General features: G+C 67.8%; 18 protein-coding genes, 1 tRNA gene and 1 pseudogene. 6 read left to right on the forward strand and 14 right to left on the reverse strand.

Features of this window, described 5'->3' with window-relative positions:
- Window positions 1-3: 3 nt before the first annotated feature.
- The 3 genes from ACE3P6_RS01585 to ACE3P6_RS01595 are packed head-to-tail and all read right to left on the reverse strand — an operon-like array spanning window position 4 to window position 2,331.
- Entirely contained in the window at window positions 4-1,140 is a 1,137-nt protein-coding gene (locus ACE3P6_RS01585) for a CaiB/BaiF CoA transferase family protein (RefSeq protein WP_374391214.1), read from the reverse strand.
- Complete coding sequence (locus ACE3P6_RS01590; RefSeq protein WP_374391232.1) at window positions 1,140-1,751, reverse strand: DsbA family protein; 612 nt, start codon at window positions 1,749-1,751, stop codon at window positions 1,140-1,142. The genes ACE3P6_RS01585 and ACE3P6_RS01590 overlap by 1 nt, the downstream gene beginning before the upstream one ends.
- Before the next feature lie 55 nt (window positions 1,752-1,806).
- Window positions 1,807-2,331 carry a DUF721 domain-containing protein gene (locus tag ACE3P6_RS01595; RefSeq protein WP_374391215.1) on the reverse strand — a complete coding sequence of 175 codons (525 nt, stop codon included), beginning with the start codon at window positions 2,329-2,331 and terminating at the stop codon, window positions 1,807-1,809.
- 152 nt (window positions 2,332-2,483) lie between these two features.
- On the opposite strand from ACE3P6_RS01595, the gene mutY reads away from it, so the two are divergent.
- Both mutY and ACE3P6_RS01605 read left to right on the forward strand, forming a co-directional pair.
- Window positions 2,484-3,539, forward strand: a complete 1,056-nt coding sequence (mutY, locus tag ACE3P6_RS01600) for an A/G-specific adenine glycosylase (protein WP_374391216.1) — start codon at window positions 2,484-2,486, stop codon at window positions 3,537-3,539.
- Window positions 3,540-3,628: 89 nt separating this feature from the next.
- Window positions 3,629-4,744, forward strand: a complete 1,116-nt coding sequence (locus tag ACE3P6_RS01605) for an alkane 1-monooxygenase (protein ID WP_374391217.1) — start codon at window positions 3,629-3,631, stop codon at window positions 4,742-4,744.
- Window positions 4,745-4,816: 72 nt separating this feature from the next.
- Here ACE3P6_RS01605 and ACE3P6_RS01610 read toward each other — a convergent pair whose 3' ends face one another.
- The 5 genes from ACE3P6_RS01610 to ACE3P6_RS01630 form a co-directional block, all read right to left on the reverse strand.
- Window positions 4,817-6,361, reverse strand: coding sequence for an acetolactate synthase large subunit (locus ACE3P6_RS01610; protein ID WP_374391218.1), 1,545 nt, complete (start codon window positions 6,359-6,361; stop codon window positions 4,817-4,819).
- Between the two features lies 1 nt (window position 6,362).
- On the reverse strand, window positions 6,363-6,947 hold the full coding sequence (locus ACE3P6_RS01615) for a DUF2062 domain-containing protein (RefSeq protein WP_374391219.1): 585 nt from the start codon (window positions 6,945-6,947) through the stop codon (window positions 6,363-6,365).
- Window positions 6,948-7,148: 201 nt separating this feature from the next.
- Window positions 7,149-8,270: a site-specific DNA-methyltransferase gene (locus ACE3P6_RS01620; protein ID WP_374391220.1), complete on the reverse strand. Its 1,122-nt coding sequence runs from the start codon at window positions 8,268-8,270 to the stop codon at window positions 7,149-7,151.
- A gap of 86 nt (window positions 8,271-8,356) precedes the next feature.
- A complete protein-coding gene (locus tag ACE3P6_RS01625; protein ID WP_374391221.1) occupies window positions 8,357-8,989 on the reverse strand; it encodes a ribonuclease HII in 633 nt (210 codons plus the stop codon).
- Window positions 8,990-9,115: 126 nt separating this feature from the next.
- Entirely contained in the window at window positions 9,116-9,583 is a 468-nt protein-coding gene (locus ACE3P6_RS01630; RefSeq protein WP_374391222.1) for a hypothetical protein, read from the reverse strand.
- 244 nt (window positions 9,584-9,827) lie between these two features.
- Here ACE3P6_RS01630 and ACE3P6_RS01635 point away from each other — a divergent pair, with 244 nt between their 5' ends.
- Both ACE3P6_RS01635 and ACE3P6_RS01640 read left to right on the forward strand, forming a co-directional pair.
- Window positions 9,828-10,118 (forward strand): hypothetical protein, encoded by a 291-nt coding sequence (locus tag ACE3P6_RS01635; protein WP_374391223.1) that lies wholly within the window; start codon window positions 9,828-9,830, stop codon window positions 10,116-10,118.
- Window positions 10,090-10,794 (forward strand): transcriptional regulator, encoded by a 705-nt coding sequence (locus tag ACE3P6_RS01640; RefSeq protein WP_374391224.1) that lies wholly within the window; start codon window positions 10,090-10,092, stop codon window positions 10,792-10,794. Before ACE3P6_RS01635 ends, ACE3P6_RS01640 begins: the two co-directional genes overlap by 29 nt.
- A 45-nt stretch (window positions 10,795-10,839) precedes the next feature.
- On the opposite strand, the gene ACE3P6_RS01645 is transcribed toward ACE3P6_RS01640, so the two are convergent.
- Window positions 10,840-10,915, reverse strand: a tRNA-Lys gene (locus tag ACE3P6_RS01645).
- Window positions 10,916-11,009: 94 nt separating this feature from the next.
- Here ACE3P6_RS01645 and dapF point away from each other — a divergent pair.
- On the forward strand, window positions 11,010-11,849 hold the full coding sequence (gene dapF / locus ACE3P6_RS01650) for a diaminopimelate epimerase (protein WP_374391225.1): 840 nt from the start codon (window positions 11,010-11,012) through the stop codon (window positions 11,847-11,849).
- A complete protein-coding gene (gene mtaB, locus ACE3P6_RS01655; protein WP_374391226.1) occupies window positions 11,846-13,108 on the forward strand; it encodes a tRNA (N(6)-L-threonylcarbamoyladenosine(37)-C(2))-methylthiotransferase MtaB in 1,263 nt (420 codons plus the stop codon). Before dapF ends, mtaB begins: the two co-directional genes overlap by 4 nt.
- Before the next feature lie 295 nt (window positions 13,109-13,403).
- Here mtaB and ACE3P6_RS01660 read toward each other — a convergent pair whose 3' ends face one another.
- The 5 genes and pseudogenes from ACE3P6_RS01660 to ACE3P6_RS01680 all read right to left on the reverse strand — a co-directional run.
- On the reverse strand, window positions 13,404-14,453 hold the full coding sequence (locus ACE3P6_RS01660; RefSeq protein WP_374391233.1) for a DUF1513 domain-containing protein: 1,050 nt from the start codon (window positions 14,451-14,453) through the stop codon (window positions 13,404-13,406).
- Entirely contained in the window at window positions 14,450-15,487 is a 1,038-nt protein-coding gene (locus ACE3P6_RS01665; protein WP_374391227.1) for an imelysin family protein, read from the reverse strand. Before ACE3P6_RS01665 ends, ACE3P6_RS01660 begins: the two co-directional genes overlap by 4 nt.
- Window positions 15,487-16,992, reverse strand: coding sequence for a di-heme oxidoredictase family protein (locus ACE3P6_RS01670; RefSeq protein ID WP_374391228.1), 1,506 nt, complete (start codon window positions 16,990-16,992; stop codon window positions 15,487-15,489). The genes ACE3P6_RS01665 and ACE3P6_RS01670 overlap by 1 nt, the downstream gene beginning before the upstream one ends.
- 214 nt (window positions 16,993-17,206) lie before the next feature.
- Window positions 17,207-17,521, reverse strand: coding sequence for a DUF1244 domain-containing protein (locus tag ACE3P6_RS01675; RefSeq protein WP_374391229.1), 315 nt, complete (start codon window positions 17,519-17,521; stop codon window positions 17,207-17,209).
- A pseudogene (locus tag ACE3P6_RS01680) lies at window positions 17,522-17,807 on the reverse strand (N-formylglutamate amidohydrolase); the annotation flags it as partial.

Genomic DNA, 17,807 nt, shown 5'->3' on the forward strand with positions numbered 1-17,807 from the left:
ATTTTAGACTCCCGATTTCAGCACTTCATCCTGATGCTGCCCCAACCGTGGCGCAGGCCGATCCAGTGCCAGTTCCGCCCCGGAAAAGCTCATCGGGCTGCGCACGCCCTTCATCCCCTCGGGTGCGATCTGCATCCCGCGCGCCACGACCTGCGGGTCGGCGAAGACCTCGGCCAGGTCGTTGATCGGCCCGGCGGGCACGCCCTCGGCCTCGCAGGCCGCCAGCAAATCCACCTTCGCCCAGGTCTTCGTTGCCGCCGTCAGCCGCGCGGTCATCTCGTCCCGGTTGGCGATGCGGTCGGCGTTGGTGAGGAACTTCGGGTCGGAAACCATCGCCTCCAGCCCCAGGATCCGGCACAGGCGCTGGTATTGCCCGTCGTTCCCGGTGGCCAGGATCAGCCAGCCATCCTTGCAGTCGAACACCGCGTATGGGGCAAGGTTCGGATGCGCATTGCCCATCAGGCCCGGCGGCTTGCCCGAAGCCAGGTAGTTCATCGCCTGGTTCGCCATCACGCTGGTCGCCACGTCGAGCAAAGCCATGTCGATCTGCTGGCCCTCACCCGTCCGCCCGCGCTGCACCAGCGCCGCAAGGATCGCGGTGGCGGCATAGACCCCGGTGAAGATGTCGGTGACCGCCACGCCCACCTTCTGCGGCTGGCCATCCGCCGGGCCGGTGACGCTCATCAGCCCCGACATGCCCTGGATGATGAAATCATACCCGGCGCGATGCGCATAGGGACCGTCCTGCCCGAAGCCGGTGATCGAGCAATAGACCAGCCGGGGGTTCACCTTGCGCAAGGATGGCCAATCCAGCCCGTATTTCGCGAGGCCACCCACCTTGAAGTTCTCGATCACCACATCCGCATCCGCCACCAGCTTGCGGACGATCTCCTGCCCCTCCGCCGTGCGAAAATCGCAGGTGATCGACCGCTTGCCCCGGTTCGCCGAGTGGAAATAGGCGGCGGTCTTCTCGCCGTGGCTTTCGATGAACGGGGGCCCCCAGCGGCGGGTATCGTCGCCTTCGGGCGCCTCGACCTTGATCACGTCGGCGCCAAGGTCGGCCAGCGTCTGCCCGGCCCAGGGGCCAGCCAGAATCCGCGCCAATTCGATGACGCGGACCCCTTCCAGCGGTGCGGCCATTACTTCGCCAACTCGGCGTCGAGGATCGGTTTCAGGTCCTCATAGGCCATGTTGGAATACTTGGTGCCGTTGATGAACAGCGTCGGCGTGCCTTCCACCCCGTCGGCCTCGAAGTTGGTCTGGAACTGCTTGATCAGCGCTTCCGCATTGGCGGTGTCGTTCAGGCAGGCCTCCATCGCGGCATCTTCCAGCCCGGCAGAGCGGCCGAGCGTCTTCAGGTTCTCGACCACTTTCGCCGGATCGTCCGACGCCGCCCATTCGGTCTGCTTCGAGAACAGCATGTCCTGGATGCCGAAATACTTCATCTCGCCGCCGCAGCGGGCGATCAGCGCGGCCCAGAGGCCGTAACGGTCGAAATAGACCTCGCGCAGCGTGAAGTGGACCTTGCCGGTGTCGATGTAGTCCTTCTTCAACTGGCCGAAGACGGTTTCGTGGAAATGCGCGCAATGCGGGCAGGTGAAGCTGGCGTATTCCACCATCTTCACCTTGGCATCGGGCGAACCCAGCGAGAAATCGCCGGGGCCTGCGGCAGCCGGGGTCTCCGCGGTGGTGGTTTCCTGCGCCAGCGCCGGGGTCATCGCCGCGGTTGCGGCTGCGGCAAGGGCGATCATCGCCCGGCGGTTCAGTTTCAGCATGGGTCTTGGTCCTTCGTGAAGTCCGGGAATGTCAATTTCGCGGGCGAGTTAAGATGTTTTGCGCCAGCTGTTCAAGCGCGCTGCGCAATGAGGGGTCGGTCACGCCCTCTGCGACGGCCTGGGCTTTCGCGGTCGTGGCGGGGTCGGCGGGTTTCACGGGCTTCGGGGCCGGGGTGAATTCGGCCTGGCCCTCGGCAAAGCCGGTGGCGGCGGTCTGGGTCAGGTGGATGTGGCTGATCGCGGCATAGCCGTAGACCGCATTCACCCGGTCCTTCAGCTGCGGCAGCGCCATCTGCACCATCGGCGCCTCGGCGGCCCTGACCAGCAGCGTCAGCGTCGCCCCCATCCCGCCCTTGCCATAGCCGATCTTCACCGGCCGGGTCTTCCGCGCCATCTCTTCGCCCGCGACCTCGGCCCAATGGGTCAGCAGCCGCGCGACGGCAAAGCCGCGCGATTCCCCCGCCGAGCGGACGGCATCCTTCATCAGCCCGAAGGCCGGTTCGAACCCGCGCATCCGGTGGTCCGCGCTGGGCGAGGGAAGGGGTTTGCGGCTCATCTGCTCCTGTCCTTGGCGCGCATTCTACCGCAAGGGGCCGCTCCTGCCAGAGCGAAGGCTGAAACAGGAATAAACATTGCGTCATTCGCGGGTTATCAGGCCGGGGTGCGAGCTCTCTGGCCCCTCTCGTCCCGTTCGCTATTGTCGCCGCGATGAACGACCCCGAATCCCTCTCGACCCGGCTCCTCGCCTGGTACGACCGCCACGCCCGGGTGATGCCCTGGCGTGTGTCGCCGCAGGACCGGGCGGCGGGCATTCGCCCCGACCCCTATCGTGTCTGGCTGTCCGAGGTGATGCTGCAACAGACCACCGTCGCCGCGGTGAAGGACTACTTCCACCGCTTCACCGCCCGCTGGCCGACGGTCGGGGCGCTGGCCGCTGCGCCGGATGCCGAGGTGATGGGTGAATGGGCGGGCCTTGGCTACTACGCCCGTGCCCGGAACCTTCTGAAATGTGCCCGTGCCGTCGTCAGCGACCACGGGGGACGATTTCCGGAAAGCCGCGAGGGGCTGCTGACCCTGCCCGGCATCGGCCCCTATACCGCCTCTGCCATCGCCGCCATCGCCTATGACGAACCCGCCACCGTGGTCGATGGCAACGTGGAACGGGTGATATCCCGCCTCCACCTGATCGAGACGCCGCTTCCCGCCGCGAAGCCCGAACTCACCGCACTTGCCGCCCGCCTGACGCCCGCCCTCCGCCCCGGCGACTACGCCCAGGCGATCATGGACCTCGGTGCCACGATCTGCACCCCGCGCTCTCCCGCCTGCGGGATATGCCCTTGGGTCGATGCCTGCCGTGCCCGCGCCGAGGGCGTAGCGGCCGAGCTTCCGCGCAAGTCACCGAAACCCGAGAAACCCACCCGCCGCGGGACGCTCTGGCTTGGCCACCGCGAGGGGGCGATCCTGCTGGAGCGACGCCCGGACAAGGGCCTGCTCGGCGGGATGCTCGGCATCCCCGGCGACGGCTGGGACGGGCAGGGCGGCGCGGCCCCCGCCGAAGCCGACTGGCAGGAGATCGGCGAGGTCCGCCACACCTTCACCCATTTCCACCTGGTCCTCACCGTCCTGACTGCCCGCCTCGACAGCCCGCCCACACGCGGCAATCTCGTCCCACGTCAGGACTTCCGCCCCGCCGACCTTCCGACGGTGATGCGCAAGGCTTGGGACCTGGCCCGCGCAGAACTGACCCCGCCGCCCGGCGTCTAAAAATTTTCGCGAAAATTCTTGGATTCGCCCCGTTCCCCGCGACACCCTCACCCGTTGAGCCGCCCCGCCAATCCGCTACACTCCCGGCCATGAGCCCGCTGCCCAAAGCCCTGCCGTTCTGGCTGTCCCTTTGCCTGCCGCCCCTCGCCGTGCTTGGCATGCTGCAAGGCGGCTGGACCATCGCGCTCTTGCCCCTGTCGACCTGGTGGCTCTTCACGCTGCTCGACGCGATCACTGGGCGGACGACCGCGAACCCCGACCCGGCAACGCCCGAAGCCGCGCTGACCGCCTACCGCGCCGTCACGCTGGTCTGGTTCCCGATCCAGTTCGCCCTCCTCGCCCTGATGCTCTGGTATGTCCCGCAGGCGCCCCATCTCGGTACCGGCGAGAAGATCGGCCTTTTCTTCGGCATGGGTGTCGTCTCGGGAACCATCGGTATCAACTACGCGCATGAGCTGATGCACCAGAAATCCAGCCTCGAACGCAGGCTGGCCGACCTCCTGCTCGCCTCGGTTCTCTACTCCCACTTCCGCTCGGAACACCTGCGCGTCCACCACATCCATGTCGGCACCCCGCGCGACCCGGTCACCGCGCGCTACAACGAGGGCTTCCACCGCTTCTTCCCCCGCGTGCTGCGACAATGCCCGCAATCGGCGTGGAGGGCCGAAGCCGCGATGCTGGCGCGGCGAGGCCTGCCGGCAAGCCACCGGAGCAACCCGTTCTGGCGCTATGCTGCGCTGCAAGCGGCCTTCCTCGCCCTCGCCCTGACCCTTGGCGGCTGGCAGGGCCTCGGCCTGTTCCTGGTGCAGGCCTTCACCGCGATCTGGCAGCTGGAGCTGGTGAACTACATCGAGCACTACGGCCTGACCCGCCGCCACCTGGGCGAGGGGAAGTACGAACATGTCCTGCCCCGTCACAGCTGGAACGCCGACCTGAAGGCCTCGAACTGGCTTCTGATCAACCTGCAGAGGCACTCCGACCACCACTACAAGCCCGACCGCCGCTTCCCGGTGTTGCAGACCTATTCGCAGGACGAGGCCCCGCAGCTGCCCTTCGGCTATCCGCTGATGACGATGGCGGCGATGGTCCCGCCCTTGTGGAAGCGGATCATGAACCGCCGGGTGAAGGCCTGGCGGCGGCAGCACTATCCTGACATCGCCGACTGGCATCCCTACAACAAGGCGCTGAACCCGGTCGTAGGCTGACGCCGGAATTTTCGAAAATTCCGGACCGGAGCCTTCAAAGGCTCCGTCGCGATTTCTTCGAAGAAATCGCTTTCAGCACACCACCTCGATCAGCCGCGGCCCCTTCTGCCCCATCGCCCCGGCGAAGGCCGCGTTGAACCCGGCCATGTCCGTCACCCGCACCGCCTGCACCCCATGCCCCGTGGCCAGCGCCACCCAGTCCAGCGCCGGGCCCTCCATGTCGAACATCCGCTGCGCGTTCCGGCCGACCTCGTTCACCCCCATCGCCGCCATCTCCTCGCGCAGGATCTGGTAGCCCCGGTTGGCGAAGATCACCGTGGTCACGTCCAGCCCCTCGCGCGCCATCGTCCACAGCGACTGCAGCGTGTACATCCCGGACCCGTCGCCCTCCATCACCACGACCTTGCGGTCGGGGCAGGCCACGGCGGCCCCCACTGCATTCGGCAGGCCAAAGCCGATCGACCCGCCGGTGATCGTCAGTGCGTCATGCCCCCGGGCCCGCTTCAGCCCCGGCGCCAAGAAGTACGAGGCGGTGATCCCTTCATCCACCACCACCGCGTTCTCGGGCATCAGGGCCGCCACCGCCTCGCCGATCCGGGTGACGGTCAGCGGCCCTTCGGGCAGGGGCGGAAGGTCAAGGCCCACGAAATCCTCCGGGCCAAGCTCCGCCTCGCCCAGCTCCCCGGCCAGCGCCTGAAGCGTCCAACCGATGTCCATGTCCCGGCTGCACAAGTCGATCAGCCTTGTATCCGGGTCGTCGGGGGTGGAGGGCAGGCCGGGATAGGCGAAGAACCCGGCCGGTCGCGTGGTGCCGCACAGCACCAGCGAGGACACCCCGGCCAGAAGTTTCTGATTGTCCTCGATGCGGTAGGCCATCCGCTCGATCTTCACCGACCCCGCCCCGCGCCGGAAACGGCTGGCGAAGAACGGCTGCATCAGTCGCGCGCCGCTGGCCTTGGTGAGGCGCTTCGCCACTAGCCCGAGGTCGGTGTAAAGCGCCGGGCCGTCCAGCAAGAGCACCGCGCCGGGCTGGCGCAGGGCATTGGCCGCCGCCTTGACCTCCGCTTCCGAAGGCCGCCGCAGCGGCGGGGCAGGGGCCGCGACCACGTGCGCCGTCGCCTCTTCCCAGGCCGTGTTCGCCGGAAGGATCAGCGTCGCGACCTGGCCACCCTTGGCCCGTGCCGCCTGCACCGCCTCTGCCGCGTCGCTGGCGACCTTCCCGGCCTCAGAACAGACCCGCGTCCAGTGCGACACCGCCTGCGAAATCCCGACCGTGTCGCCCTTCAAGGGTGCCTCGAAGCGCAGGTGATAGTCGGCGTGGTCGCCCATGATGTTCAGAACCCCGCTCTGCGCCTTGCGGGCATTGTGCAGGTTGGCGAAGGCATTGCCGAAGCCGGGCGCCAGATGCAGCAGCGTTGCCGCCACCTCGCCCTTCATCCGGTAATAGCCATCCGCCGCGCCGGAAACCCCGCCCTCGAACAGGCACAGGATGCAGCGCAGTTCCGGGTGGCGGTCCAGCGCGGCGACGAAATGCATCTCCGACGTGCCGGGGTTGGCGAAGCAGACCTTCACGCCCGAAGCCAGCAGGGTTTGCACCAGAGTTTCCGCACCGTTCATCTCAATCCTCCTTGGTCCCGCTTGCGGGGGTGTCACGGCGGGCCAGCCGCGCCGCGCGCTGCCGGGCCCGCAGGCTGTGATAGGCTTCGATCATCGGCAGGCTCAGCCAGTAGGCAAGGATGGCGGCAAGCAGGGCCGGTCCGATGCTGCCGATCAGGTAGGGCAGGAAGACCTCGTGCCCGAACTGGGCCAGCTTGTCCCAATGCGCAACGGCGGGGGTGAATAGCGCCTTGATGTTGCGGGTGATCTCGTCCCCGGCCTGACCGAAGGCGGTCATGATCTCGCCGAAGGGCAGCGACAGCCCGTCGCCCAGGATCGCCCGGCCCAGGTCCAGCGACAGGACCGCGAGGATCGGGATGGTGACGGGATTGCCCGCCGCCGTCCCGATCAGCGCGGCGACGACGTTGCCGCGAAAGGCCCAGGCCAGGGTGGCGGCAAGCGGCAGGTGCAACCCGAAGAGCGGGGTGCATCCGGCGAAGACCCCGCAGGCGATGCCGCGCGCCACCCGATGCGGCTGGTCGGAGATCCGGGTCAGTCGCAGCCGCAGATAGCTGAGCGCGCGGCTCCAGCCCCCGGGCGGCAGCACCAGGGCGCGCAGTTTCTGCGGCAGGGTAAGGGGAGTTCGCCGTCGAAAGACCATGCCCGCCGCAGTATCAGGATCGACCCCGGTTGGGGAAGCGCCGGCTCATGCCTGCCCAAGCTTCGCGCGACGAAAAAACCCCGCCGAGACATCTCGGCGGGGTAAAGGTGTCCCCCAGGCGGTCCGGGGGACAGGCGTGTTCCAATGTCAGTGCGGGCGCGCCCCGTCGGCCTCCATCTCGGCCCGGATCTGCTGCCGCAGGATGTCGATCGGGACCATCTTGCCGTCCCGCTTGAAGTGCCAGTAGGTCCATCCATTGCAGCTTGGCGCCCCCTCCAGCGCCGCGCCGACCTGGTGGATCGACCCCTTCACGTCATTGCCGATCAAGGTGCCGTCGGCACGGACCTTGGCCTTGAAACGGTTGCCAAGGGAGAACAGTTCCTCGCCCGGTCGCAGCATGCCGCGTTCGACGACCTGGCCGAACGGAACGCGGGGTTCCGCCCGCTTCGACCCCGACACTTCCAGCGCCGAGGCGTCGAAGCGGCGCACCCGCTCGATCCGCTCCGCCGCGGCCTTCCGGTAGGCGGCCTCGCGCTCGATCCCGATGAAGTCGCGGCCCAGCATCTTCGCGACCGCCCCCGTCGTCCCGGTCCCGAAGAACGGGTCCAGCACCACGTCGCCGGGGTTGGTCGTCGCCACGATCACCCGGTGCAGCAGCGCCTCGGGCTTCTGCGTCGGATGCGCCTTGTCGCCGTTTTCGTCTTTCAGCCGTTCATGCCCGGTGCAAAGCGGGATCACCCAGTCCGACCGCATCTGCACGCCGTCGTTCAGGGCCTTCAAGGCTTCATAGTTGAATGTATATTTCGCCGCCTCGTCGCGCGAGGCCCAGATCAGCGTCTCATGGGCATTGGTCAACCGCTTGCCCTTGAAGTTCGGCATCGGGTTCGACTTGCGCCAGACCACGTCGTTCAGCAGCCAGAAACCCTGGTTCTGCAACTCCGACCCCAGGCGGAAGACGTTGTGATAGGACCCGATCACCCAGATCGCCCCGTTCGGCTTCAGCAGTCGCTTCGCCGCCGCCAGCCAGTCCTTGGTGAATCCGTCATAGGCGGCAAAACTGGAGAACTGGTCCCAGTGATCATCCACCGCATCGACCTTGGAGTTGTCGGGCCGGTGCAGGTCGCCGCGAAGCTGCAGGTTGTAGGGCGGGTCGGCGAAGATCAGGTCAACGGAACCAGCCGGGAGGGAGTTCATCACCTCCACACACTCACCCGCAAGAATCTGGTTCAGCGGGAGGGTACTCTCCGCTGCGGTCATTCTGGTCGCCATTCTCTGCCTCTGCCCCCGGCATCTTGTTGTGCCGATGTGAGGGAATCATGAGTCAGCGGCGATTCGCCGTCAAATTCTTTTTTGAATCAAGGGCTTACAGAAACAGCTTGATACAAGATGTTGTGGACGGGCTTGAACGAACGCCTATGCCAAGGGGTCACGCCTAGATTCTGCAGCGCCTCCAGATGCGCCTTGGTCGGGTAGCCCGCATTGGCTTCCCAGCCATAGCCGGGGTGCTGTTGCGCCAAATCCACCATGATCCGGTCGCGCGTCACCTTGGCCACGATCGAGGCCGCCGCGATCGACAGGCACTTCGCGTCGCCCTTGACGATTGCCGTCGCCGCGCAACCCAGGCCGCGCGGGATCAGGTTGCCGTCGATCAGCGCATGGTCGGCCTTCAGCCCCGCCACCGCCCGCTCCATCGCCAGATGGCTGGCGCGCAGGATGTTCAGCGCGTCGATCTCCTCGACACTGGCATGGGCGACCGAGACTTCGGCCACCACCATGATTTCATCGAAAAGCGCCTCGCGCCTTGCCGCCGTCAGCAGCTTGGAATCACGCAGGCCCTGCGGCACCCGGTCCGGGTCCAGCCGCACCGCGCAGGCGGTCACCGGCCCGGCCAGCGGCCCCCGCCCCACCTCATCCACGCCGACCACCCGCAGCGCCCCGCGCGCCATCACGTCGGTCTCGTGCGAAAAGTCTGGAGAGATCCTGGACATGCCCTCGACCTACCCCGGATCGCAGGCCGGAAAAAGGGGGCGGGAGCTGCTCACCCTCCCGCCCCCAGCAGGAAGCGGGGCAAGGGCCGTCCCGCTTCGTTCAAGGCCGCCTCGGCGGCCAGGGTATCAGCGCCCGGACACCCGGAACCCCGCCTCGCGCAGGCATTGCGCCGAATAGACCCGGTCGCGCTTCCCGAAGATGGTGGCGCTGTTCGCGCAGTGGCGCGGCAGGCGGTAGTCGAAGCCCTCCTCGCGCAGGCAGCTTTCCGGGAACAGCGTGACCGACCGATCCGCCCCGTCGATGGAAATCGCGCAGACCGCGGGCACGCGCTTGGTCTTCGCCGGCTCGGGCCGCGGCACCGGCCTGTCGTTGTCCTTCAGCTCATGCGCGATGGCCCCCACGACCAGCGCCGCGATCAGCGCCTTGGTCAGGTCGTTCGGTTCGGCCTTCGCCGGGATCGCCGTGGCCAGGATCAGCGCCAGCGCGGCGGCGCCGCCGGTGATCATCGCAGCGACACGGCGGCCAGAGAGCGTCGTCTCGCCGATCCCGTGACCGGCGATGCGATAGGACTTGGCTGTGAATGTGACGGACATGTGGGCCTCCTGATGCGGATCTTCTGGGTGCGGGGCCCGGTGCAAATGCCATGCCGGACCCGATGCCAGACCCTCACCCCCCGATCCGGGGGTAAGCAATATCGCCCCCCTGCTAGGCCATAGCGGTGTGGGAATTCCGACTTGCTATCCGATAACATCGCGCAGATTTTCCAGGTGATATTGAATATCATCGCGCCCCCGCGCATTCTCCGTCGGCAATCGAGCAGCCTCCTTTCCGGAGCCCATGAAAATGAAACGACTGATCGCACTCGCCACCCTCGCGCTGGTCCTTGCCGGGCCGGCGACGGCCGAGTGTTACGCGGACTACAAGGCCAAGCGTGACGAACCGCTGCAACTGCACTACGGTGTCGCGCAGGTCTCGGATGCCAATTGCAGCCCCGGCGCGGCCGAAGGCGAATTGGCGCCGAGGCTCGCCGCCGATGGCTGGACGCTTCTGACCGTCCTGTCCACATTCGGCCCCGAGGGTCTTGAAGAAAGGAAAGCGAGTGCCGGAGAATTCTTCCTCCGTTACTGAAAGCCTGAAGGCCGGCAACCGCGTCGTCGCTTTTGGAATCGCCGCAATCGTCCTCATCCTCCTGGCTGCGGCGCTGTTCCTGTTCCTGAACCTGCCCGACGCCAACGCCTTCAACGCGCGGGTCGAACGGCTGTTCGTCGAGAACAACAACCTGAACACCGGGGCCGAGATCAAGCTGCTCGAGATCCTGGCGCAGTCGGGGACTGCCTTCTCTTCGGTGCTGACCAGCTATCGCTCGGTCATCTTCGTCCTGCTGTTGTTCTCCACCGCCCTTCTGGTGGCCGCGCTGGTCTTCCTGGTGATGATCATCGCGCTGAACCGCCGGATTTCCGCGATCCAGCGCTCGGGCATCCAGGTCGCCAGCCTGATGATTTCCCGCGAGGCGCGGGCGGTCTACATCAACGACCTTGAATTCCAGCTGACCGAGGCCGCGCTGGAAACCCTGTCCGTCCTCGCCGAGGCGCGGATGGATGATGAGGTGCTGACCGGCGCCCAGATTGAATCGGTGATCTCGGGCCGGAACGAGGCCGACTGCGACGAAGCCGCCGGGGCGACCCGCGTCAAACGCTTGCGCGATGCGCTGGGCAACCAGCTGGTCAGCGAGCTTCTGGTCAAGACCATCGCGCGGCGCGGCTATATGCTGGCGGTGGGCAAGGACACGATCAAGATGATCTGAGACGCAGAAGGCCCGGACCTTGCGGACCGGGCCTTCTGGCGTAGGTGGTGAGCCGGACAGGATTCGAACCTGTGACCCGCTGATTAAAAGTCAGCTGCTCTACCAACTGAGCTACCGGCCCCACGAGGCGGCTGATTAGGCAAGGCGGGGACGGGGGTCAAGGGCAAAAACGTGCGGCACTGGCAAATCTTGGACGGCGGGCGTATATGCCGGGCATGATGGACAGCCTGACGCAAACCGGCCTGCCGTTCATGAAAATGCACGGCGCGGGCAATGACTTCGTGGTGATCGACTCGCGCGGGCGCGGGGCGGTGATGACGGCTGGCCTGGCGCAGGCGCTGGGCGACCGGAATCGCGGGGTGGGCTTCGACCAGCTGGCCGAGATCACCGATGCGGACCGGGCGGACTTCGGGCTGGTGTTCTGGAACAGCGACGGCTCGCAGGCCGGGGCTTGCGGCAACGCGACCCGCTGCGTGTCGGACTATGTGATGCGGGGCCTGGGGGCCGAACAGGTGTCGCTGGTCACCGCGCGGGGCGGCTTGCGGGCCGAACGGCTGGCAGATGGCCGGGTCGCGGTGAACATGGGCCAACCGCAGCTGGATTGGCGCGAGGTGCCGTTGGCGCGCGAGGTCGACACGCTGCACCTGCCGCTGGACGGCGATCCGGTGGCGGTCGGCATGGGCAACCCGCACTGCGTCCGCTTCGTGCCGGATGCCGAGGCGGTGGATCTTGCAGCGGTGGGTGCGGGGCATGAGCATGACCCGCTTTTCCCGCAGCGCACCAATGTCGAGTTTGCTTCGTTGATCGGGTCGGACCACCTGCGGATGCGGGTGTGGGAACGAGGGACCGGGATCACGCTGGCTTGCGGCTCGGGCGCCTGTGCCACGGCTGTGGCGGCGCATCTCCGGGGCCTGACCGGGCGGCATGTGGTGCTGGAGGCCGATGGCGGCAGGCTGGAGGTCGACTGGCGCGAGGATGGCGTCTGGCTGACCGGGCCGGTGGCGCGGGTCTTCGACGGGGTGCTGTCGCCCGACTACATCGCGGCGCATCGATGAACGCCCCGCAGAAACCCCCGGTCTTCGCGACGCTGGGTTGCCGCCTGAACGCCTACGAGACCGAGGCGATGAAGGAGCTGGCGGCTGCGGCGGGCTTGAACGGCGCGGTGATCGTCAACACCTGCGCGGTGACCGGCGAGGCGGTGCGCAAGGCGAAACAGGAAATCCGGCGGCTGTCGCGGGAAAACCCTGGGGCGGCGATCATCGTGACGGGCTGCGCGGCGCAGACTGAACCCGAGACCTTCGCGGCGATGCCCGAGGTGGCGCGGGTCGTTGGCAACCACGAGAAGATGCAGGCTTCGACGTGGCAAGGTCTTGCCGCACCGGACCTGATCGGGCAGACGGAGCGGGTGCAGGTCGACGACATCATGTCGGTCCGCGAGACGGCGGGGCATCTGATCGACGGCTTCGGGCGGCACCGGGCCTATGTCCAGGTCCAGAACGGCTGCGACCATCGCTGCACCTTCTGCATCATTCCCTACGGCCGGGGCAATTCGCGGTCGGTCCCGGCGGGGGTGGTGGTCGAGCAGATCAACCGGCTGGTGGATCGCGGCTTCAACGAGGTGGTGCTGACCGGGGTGGACCTGACGTCCTGGGGCGCCGACTTGCCGGGGGAGCCGCGCCTGGGCGATCTGGTGCGGCGGATATTGAAGCTGACCTCGGTTCCCCGCCTCAGGATTTCCTCGATCGATTCCATCGAGGCCGATCCCGCGCTGATCGAGGTGATCGCGACGGAACCCCGGCTGATGCCGCACCTGCATCTCAGCCTGCAGGCGGGCGACGACCTGATCCTGAAACGGATGAAGCGGCGGCATCTGCGCGACGATGCGATCCGGTTCTGCGCCGAAGTGAAGGCGTCGCGGCCCGAGATGGTCTTCGGGGCCGACATCATCGCGGGCTTCCCGACCGAGACCGAGGCGATGTTCCAGCGTTCGCTGGACCTGGTGGAAGACTGCGGGCTGACCTTCCTGCATGTCTTCCCCTTCTCGCCCCGCAAGGGGACGCCGGCGGCGCGGATGCCGCAGGTCCGGGGGCCGGAGATCAAGGATCGCGCGGCGCGGTTGCGGGCTTTGGGCGACCGGGTGCTGGGCCAGCATCTGGCGGGGCAGGTGGGCCGGACCCACCGGGTGCTGACCGAGGGGGCCCGGGTCGGGCGGACGGAGGGGTTCGCGGAGGTGGCCTTCGGGGCCGATCAGCCGGAGGGGGTGATCCTGGAGGTCCGGGTCGCTGGGCACGACGGGGCGCGGCTGCTGGCCTGAGCCTGTCCACAGTGGACAGATTCTGATTTATGTTGGAAATCAGAAGGTTGGATTTTTTCGTTAGGGATTTGGCAAGGTTTTCAACCGGGGCTCCGGGGGAGGGGCGCTTCGGAAATTGAGCGCTGGCGCGCAAGCCTTTTGTCTCGCCTCTGGCGCAAGCGCCAACCGGCTCGGGCATCGGGGGCGCTTCGCCCCCCGAACCCCTCGAGGATATTTGGAGCCAGGTGAAAGGTTTGGGGGGCGCGAGCAGGCCGGGCCGGGAGAGTCGGGGTGAACCCCGACCTACGGCTTGCGGCTATGTCAGCGCGACGAGGTGGTTGTCCCACTGGGTCTCGTCACTGGCGAGCGGGGTGAGGCCCGTGTCGTCGGCGGCCCAGACCGCGCCGCCGCCATCGGTGACGGTGAAGGCGCCGGAGGCGGTGGCGGCGCCGCAGAGGTCGGCACGCAGGTGGGTGGCGACAGGGGCGCCGTCCGCGTCGAAGATCATCAGCGCCCCGCCTTTCGGCGAGGTGATCAGGATGCGGTCGGCGGTGGCGGCGATGGAGCCGGCATAGCCCTGCATGGTGAAGGCCTCGGCTTCCTTAGGCGGGCAGAGGATCGGCGCGTTTCCGGGGGTCCAGAGGCCAAGTTGTGGCACCGGGACCGCCGGATCGCCTTCCCATTGCATCGCGAAGGCGATGCTGTCGCCCTGCAGGGCCAGGTGGCGGATCGAGTTCTGGTGCAGGTCCGGCAGGTCGACCTGGTCGAGCAGCGCGCCGTCTGTCGAGAGCAGCGTCAGGTTCGGGCGCATGTCGGGGACATTGAGCTTGGCGCGGTCGACCGGGTCGGTCTGGATGCCGCCATTCGCCACGGCCAGGCGGCCATCCGCGAGGCGCCGGATCTCGTGCGGGCCGATGCCGTGGCTGGGCCAGTCGGTCAGCCGGGTGTAGCGCGCGGTGTCCCACAACCCGATGCGACCTTCCGAGCCCTCGGCCACCACTTCCGAGGTCATCAGCAGGCTGCCATCGGCAGAATAGGCGCCGTGGCCGTTGAACTGCAGTCCCTCGGGCGGGGACAGGCGGTGACGGGTCTCGCCGGTGGCGCAGTCGATCACCAGGGCGAAAGTGCCGGGACGGCGGGCGAAGGCAACCGCTTCGGCCCGCGTCGGATGGGCGGCAGCGGCGTGGCCGCGTCCGGGCAGGGCGATCTGGAACAGGCTGGCGCCGGTGGCGGAAAGGCCGTGCAGGAAATAGGCCTCGCCGCGTTTCCCGGCGGCCACGAAGGCCGGGGCGCCAATGTCGGCCCAGGTCAGGCGCGGGGCCAGCGTCGCGGCGAAGCTGGCAAGGAAGGTCCGGCGCTGCATCAGTCGCCGTCCTGCGCATTGAAGCCAAGCTCGACCCCAAGGGCCGGTCCGACCTCGGCAACCGCAGCGTCGCGGGTGGACCGCACCGCCTGTTGCAGGATCTCCAGCTTCAGCCAGCCCTGCGGGTCGGCGATGCCGTCCAGATTGGGGTCGTCCAGCGCCTCGGCCAGCGCGATGGCATGGTCGAAGGCCGCCAGCGTCTTCGCGCTGTCCGGGCTGAGGCTGGCGGCAAGCCCGCGCAGGCCTTTCAGCGACAGGGTGATGTTCGCCAGCGCCCGGCCCGAGGCATGGCCCTCGGCAAGGTCGGGGCGGGGCTTGTCGAAGGTGCCGAGCGGTCGGCCGATCCGGCGGTCGGCGACGGTTTCCAGCCCGGTGGCAAGCTGGGTGAACAGGGCCTGGGTCGCCTCTTCCGGCTTGAGGAACAGGTCGTTCCCGGCCTGTCCTGCCGTCAGCAGGCTATCGCCGAAGGGCCCCCAGTCGGAGGCAAGCACTTCGGACTGCCGACCAAGATCGTCGACCGTGACCTGGATCAGCGCGCAGGGATCGGCGGGCAGCGACTTTTCCGGGTAGAGCAGGCGCTCAAGCCCGGCAAGGCCGCGCGCGGCGACCGATTGCTGCGACATGGCCTCAAGCGACAGCGCCGCCGGATCGCCGGACAGGAGGTTGGCCTGGGCCTTGGCGCCGATGCCCTTGGGATCGGGCCAGAACAGGATGGCGAGCGCGCGCCCGTTGTCTTCCGCCGGGCCAAGATGCAGGTGCTCGATTCCCATCCAGGCGTCGTAGGCAGCCTGGAAGGCGGGGCGCAGCGCCTCGGGATCGCAGCTTTCGACATCGGCAAGCCGTGAGACCGCCTCGTCGAAGGCGGCATAGCCGGGACGGGCATGGTCCTTCACCACCGCGGCGGTATCGGCCCCGGCGGGGCTGGCCAGCGCAAGGGCGAATGCGGCGCCGAGGAGCCGGGCCGAGCCGGTCGCCCTGGACGGGAGAGGTCGCTTGCTCGGCGCGGAAATCCGGTGTCGGGGGGTGCGATGCATCATCAGAGGCTTCCGAGGAATGCGAGGAGCGCGTCACGATCCTCGGCTTGCATGTTGGCGACAGTGTCGCGTTGGGATTGTGCCTCACCGCCGTGCCAGAGGATAGCCTCCAGCAGCGACCGGGCGCGGCCGTCGTGCATGAATTCACTGTGACCGGAGATCTGGCCGGTCAGCCCGATGCCCCAGAGCGGCGGGGTCTTCCATTCGCTGCCGGTGGCGCGGCCTTCCGGGCGGTTGTCGGCCAGGCCCGGCCCCATGTCGTGCAGGAGAAGGTCGGTATAGGGCCAGATCAGCTGGAAGCTTTGCTCCGGCTGGTCCTTCAGGCGGTTGGTGACGTATTTCGGCGTATGGCAGGACTGGCAGCCGGCGGCGTAGAACAGTTCCTTGCCACGCAGGACCTTGGGGTCGTCGAGGCCGCGGCGTTCGGGGACGCCGAGGTTGCGGGCGTAGAAGGTGACGAGGTCGAGGGATTGCTTGTCGACCTCCAGCCCGTCGCGGACGCCGGGTTCCTGGCCGTGGGGGGCGTCGATGCAGGTCTCTTCGCCTTTGGTGCAATCGCCCCAGGGGTCGGGGTGGAGGGGGGTCGAGAGCCCCATGTCGCCGGAGAAGGCCCCGGCGGATTGTTCCTTGACCGTGGGGGCGCCGCCCTTCAGCCCGAAGCGGCCCAGCATGGGGGTGCCGAATTCGACCGAGGGGACGATCTGCGGGCGGCCGGAGATGCCGTCGCCGTCGGCATCGTCGGGGTCGGCCTTGGCGAGGATGTCGGCGGCGGGGATGGCTTCCAGGAGGCCGAGGCCGATCATCTGCGGCGCGACGCGGGGGGAGAGCATGATGTCAGGCGAGGGGGCGCCGTAGGCGGGGTCGGCGAAGCGGTAGCTGGGTGCGCGCAGGCTGACGGTGGTGCCGTCGCCGAGTGTGACAGGGGTTTCCGTCCAGGTTACGTCCATCCGGCCCTCGGCGGGGTGGCCGGGGGCGGCGAGGTCCTGCAGTTGGCCGCCGTAGGTGGGGTCGGGCTGGGTGGCGATCCAGTCGGCGATGCCTTCGGGCGCGGGGCCGCCGGGGACGGAGAGGCGGAGGAACATCGAGACGCGGCTGGCGTCGGCGGTGGGGGGCGTGTGGCCGCGGCCGTCCTTCAGGTGGCAGTCCTGGCAGCCCCGCGCGTTGTAGAGCGGGCCGAGGCCGTCGGAGGCGAGGGTGGAGGAGGGCGCGGCGACCCAGGTCTTGCGGAAAAGCGCGTTGCCGAGCTTGAAGTCCATCTCGCGCTCGAAGGCCATGTTGTCCGAGTGCTGGCTGAACGCATCCGCAGTGGCGATGGCGCGGACGGTGGCGGCCCCGGCGGGCTTGGCCTCGAAGGGTTCGGGCTTGGAGAAATCGGTGGGCGGAGCAAGGACGACCGCGATCTTCGCCTTGTCCTTGTCCGTGCGGGGAATGACCGGCAGGTGGCGGTCGTCCAGGTCTTGCGCCAGGGCAGGGGCGGCGGCGAGGCAGAGGATCAGGGCAAGGCGCATGGGGAACTCCGTTGCGGCGGAGTCATACGCCGGTGTTCCCGAGTCTTTCAATCGGAAAATTTCGCAACAGATGTCGCAGGGCCTGCGCAGGCGCTTGCCGTGAGTGCCGCTGTGCCTGGAAGAGGTATCCGCTTCCGCAGAAAGGGGCGCAAGACTCTGGGCGCCGGGCGTCTTGCGTGCCCTGCGGCGCGGGGCCGTCGGACGGGGAAGAACCCTAGCCCTTCGGCCCGACGTTCTCGGCAAAGGCCTTGGCGAAGGCGGCCTTCTTGGCCTCGTCCGCCTCGGTCTGGTGCGTCGCCACCCAGTCGGCATAGGGCATGCCGTAGACCACTTCGCGCGCCGCGTCCTTGCTCAGCTCGATCCCGCGCTCTGCCGCCGCCTCCTGATACCAGCGGCTGAGGCAGTTGCGGCAGAAGCCACCCAGGGTCATCAGGTCGATGTTCTGCACATCCGGGCGCTTGACCATCAGGTGATGCACCAGCGCGCGGAAGGCGGCAGCCTCCAGTTCGGTCCGGGTCCGGTCGTCCATCTAGATGCCCTCCAGCACTTCGGTCAGGATCGGCGCCAGCCGCGCTGCCCAATGGGCCTGCGCCTCGCGGGTTCCGATCAGGTCATTCCTCACCTCGACAAGTGTGTTCTGCCGCCCCAGGCGCAAGGCATGCCGGTCGATCGCGTCGCCCGGCAGGTGACCCGAATAGGGCTCGTTGTCGCCGATGGTCAGGTCCGGCTCGGCCTGCAAGCGCGCGACCAGCGGCCTGGAGAACCGCTCGTCCAGGTGCGAATACAGCACCCCGACATGCCAGGGCCGGGGTGCA

Source organism: Tabrizicola sp., from assembly GCF_041911175.1.
In the GTDB taxonomy this organism is placed as follows: Bacteria; Pseudomonadota; Alphaproteobacteria; order Rhodobacterales; family Rhodobacteraceae; genus Tabrizicola.

Excerpts from the sequence above, each read along its gene's own strand:
- ACE3P6_RS01585 (WP_374391214.1), bottom strand. The coding sequence starts at position 1,140 with ATGGCCGCACCGCTGGAAGGGGTCCGCGTCATCGAATTGGCGCGGATT.
- ACE3P6_RS01590 (WP_374391232.1), bottom strand. The coding sequence starts at position 1,751 with ATGATCGCCCTTGCCGCAGCCGCAACCGCGGCGATGACCCCGGCGCTG.
- ACE3P6_RS01595 (WP_374391215.1), bottom strand. The coding sequence starts at position 2,331 with ATGAGCCGCAAACCCCTTCCCTCGCCCAGCGCGGACCACCGGATGCGC.
- mutY (WP_374391216.1), top strand. The coding sequence starts at position 2,484 with ATGAACGACCCCGAATCCCTCTCGACCCGGCTCCTCGCCTGGTACGAC.
- ACE3P6_RS01605 (WP_374391217.1), top strand. The coding sequence starts at position 3,629 with ATGAGCCCGCTGCCCAAAGCCCTGCCGTTCTGGCTGTCCCTTTGCCTG.
- ACE3P6_RS01610 (WP_374391218.1), bottom strand. The coding sequence starts at position 6,361 with ATGAACGGTGCGGAAACTCTGGTGCAAACCCTGCTGGCTTCGGGCGTG.
- ACE3P6_RS01620 (WP_374391220.1), bottom strand. The coding sequence starts at position 8,270 with ATGGCGACCAGAATGACCGCAGCGGAGAGTACCCTCCCGCTGAACCAG.
- ACE3P6_RS01625 (WP_374391221.1), bottom strand. The coding sequence starts at position 8,989 with ATGTCCAGGATCTCTCCAGACTTTTCGCACGAGACCGACGTGATGGCG.
- ACE3P6_RS01630 (WP_374391222.1), bottom strand. The coding sequence starts at position 9,583 with ATGTCCGTCACATTCACAGCCAAGTCCTATCGCATCGCCGGTCACGGG.
- ACE3P6_RS01635 (WP_374391223.1), top strand. The coding sequence starts at position 9,828 with ATGAAAATGAAACGACTGATCGCACTCGCCACCCTCGCGCTGGTCCTT.
- dapF (WP_374391225.1), top strand. The coding sequence starts at position 11,010 with ATGATGGACAGCCTGACGCAAACCGGCCTGCCGTTCATGAAAATGCAC.
- mtaB (WP_374391226.1), top strand. The coding sequence starts at position 11,846 with ATGAACGCCCCGCAGAAACCCCCGGTCTTCGCGACGCTGGGTTGCCGC.
- ACE3P6_RS01665 (WP_374391227.1), bottom strand. The coding sequence starts at position 15,487 with ATGATGCATCGCACCCCCCGACACCGGATTTCCGCGCCGAGCAAGCGA.
- ACE3P6_RS01670 (WP_374391228.1), bottom strand. The coding sequence starts at position 16,992 with ATGCGCCTTGCCCTGATCCTCTGCCTCGCCGCCGCCCCTGCCCTGGCG.
- ACE3P6_RS01675 (WP_374391229.1), bottom strand. The coding sequence starts at position 17,521 with ATGGACGACCGGACCCGGACCGAACTGGAGGCTGCCGCCTTCCGCGCG.